This window comes from Salibaculum sp. (assembly GCF_035270045.1).
GTDB lineage: Bacteria > Pseudomonadota > Alphaproteobacteria > Rhodobacterales > Rhodobacteraceae > Salibaculum.
Genome location: NZ_DATFIP010000028.1, coordinates 1 through 2,199 on the forward strand (window position 1 = coordinate 1; position 2,199 = coordinate 2,199).

4 protein-coding genes are annotated in these 2,199 nt (G+C 60.7%); 2 read left to right on the forward strand and 2 right to left on the reverse strand.

Annotated features, from left to right (window positions below; genetic code table 11):
• Positions 1-419, reverse strand: a 419-nt coding sequence (locus VJ897_RS04295; protein ID WP_324053581.1) for a Crp/Fnr family transcriptional regulator, incomplete at its 3' end; no start/stop codon positions are given.
• A gap of 270 nt (positions 420-689) precedes the next feature.
• Between VJ897_RS04295 and VJ897_RS04300 the strand changes: the two genes are divergently transcribed.
• Positions 690-1,163, forward strand: a complete 474-nt coding sequence (locus VJ897_RS04300; RefSeq protein ID WP_324053583.1) for a hypothetical protein — start codon at positions 690-692, stop codon at positions 1,161-1,163.
• A 130-nt stretch (positions 1,164-1,293) separates the two neighbouring features.
• Positions 1,294-1,509, forward strand: a complete 216-nt coding sequence (locus tag VJ897_RS04305; RefSeq protein WP_324053585.1) for a dodecin family protein — start codon at positions 1,294-1,296, stop codon at positions 1,507-1,509.
• A 62-nt stretch (positions 1,510-1,571) separates the two neighbouring features.
• On the opposite strand, the gene VJ897_RS04310 is transcribed toward VJ897_RS04305, so the two are convergent.
• The coding region (locus VJ897_RS04310) for a cation transporting ATPase C-terminal domain-containing protein (protein ID WP_324053587.1) at positions 1,572-2,199 on the reverse strand (628 nt) is incomplete at its 5' end.

A 2,199-nucleotide genomic window follows, 5' to 3' on the forward strand; every position in this document is an offset into this window, starting at 1 on the left:
ACGTAGGCGATGCGGGTCTCTGCGCTCGCTTGACCGAGCCTCAACATGCGTTCCGATTGCCGGGCCTGCGCCGCGATATCGCGCTGTCGTTCAGACTTTCGCAGATCGGCATCTTCCTGAAGCAATTGCGCCCAAGCGGTCATGTCGATGGAGACGATCACTGCATCGCACAGCGCCTCCAACTGGACGAAGCTGGTCTTTCCATCCGCGGTGGTGGGATCATAGGTCTCGCCGGGCAGTATGAATTCGATGATCTGATGATTTCCATCCTCCAGCGATTTCGAGGCGGCCAGCCATCCCTCCGCGACATAAAGCCGCGCGTGCGATTCATCTCCCTCACTCTTGAGTATTGTTCCCTTGGCCACGGCGTATTGATCGCGCCGCAGGTTGTTATCGAACTTTGAATAAGTATTCAGCACCGGAGAGCCTCCTTGACCGAACGTTTCAAACCTATGTCCAGCCGTCTGACGGCCTGAACTCTATTCAACTTGTCGCCTAAACACGCCGCAGGGTCCCGAATCTGCCCACTCGCACCGTCTTCTTCATACCATTTGAACCGGCATTTTGATAGCCGACGGTCCGCACCCCTCCCGACGAATTGACGTGAGTTAATGCCGACACCTGAAAGCCCGTGTTGAAATGATGAGCGATTGAGACAACCGTCATCATATGGATAAGGGATTGGCTCCATGACAAAGGATGAACCTCAGACAGACATTACAGATCTGGCGCCCCAGACACAGGCGATGTTCAAGCTGAACGGCGCGGCAGCGCCTAAGGTCGAGCAGGTCATGAAGGTGCAGGAGGGCATGCTCGAACAGGCAGAAACCTTCACCCGACACTGGATCGAACGCCGTCAGGAGGCGGCCGACACCGCCCTTGAGGCCCTGAGAGAGATGAACTCCACAGACAAGCCAGACCCCGTGGCAGCCATGCAGACGATTGCCGACTGGCAGCGCGGGTCGTTCGAGCGTCTGACCGAAGACTTTCGGGACTGGATGACATTGTGCATGCAGCCCATGCAACTGGCCGTGACCTCACAAGGCGAGACCGAGCAGGCCGATGCGGCCTCATCCGGCAACGATCAGCGCAAGTCGACGACCAAGTCCAAGGGCCGAGCGGCCTCGTCGCGCTCCAAATCGGACCACGCGACGCCGGTGTGACTGGCCGCCATCCTGAAACGTGCCATCTCCCGGCCCTGGCTCACGCCCTGAAATGCAATGCAGCCCCGGCCGGGACATCCAGCGCAGCGGCAGTGCCGGTGCGGAACCGAAACCAGAAGGTGAAAACAAGATGTCCATGCTCAAGGTGATCGAAGTCCTCGCCGAGTCAGACAAGGGATTCGAGGATGCGGCGCAAAATGCGGTGACGCAGGCCTCGCAGTCGGTGCGCAACGTCAAGTCGGTCTACATCAAGGACATGAATGCCGCCGTCGAGAATGGCCAGATCACCAGCTACCGGGTGAACGCCAAGATCAGCTTCCTTCTCGACGATCAGGACGCCGGTTAACCGAACCGCATTTGTGCGCATCTAACCCGCCCCGGCATGCGCCGGGGCGGGTTTCGTTTGGGTCAGGGATCCGCGCGGGATCCGAGGCTCAGCACAGCCTGCCCGACCACCAGCGGCACAAGGCTGCCGCCCAGCACCAGAATCCATCCCGACAGCTCCAGCGGCACCACGCCCAGAACCGTCGTAAGCCCGGGCAGTCCTGCAGCGGCGGCCACCAACAAGACCGACACGGCAATCGCGTACCAGACCCATCGGTTCTGGACGACGGAGTTGCGGATCAGGCCGGTACCCGCGTCGCGCATGTTGAAAACGTGCCAGAGCCGCGCGAGCGCAAATGTCAGAAATCCGATCGTCACGGCGGCATCCTGGCCCAGATCACGCCACAACGCGACAAAGAACACCGACAGGACCGATCCCGCGATCAGGGCACCCCAAAGGCCCGTGGCGATCCAGTGCCGCCGTGTCAGGACGGGTTCCTTCGCGTCGCGTGGCGGGCGGTCCATTATGTCGGCAGGGCTCCCCCCGACGCCGAGGGCCAGAGCCGGAAAGACGTCGAGCACGAGATTGATGAACAGGATCTGAAGCGGCAAGAGCGGAAGCGGAGCGCCGATGACGGCGCAGAGGCCCACCGCCAGAACCTCGCCCAGATTTCCGGACAGAAGATAGACGATAAAGCGGCGGATATTCTCG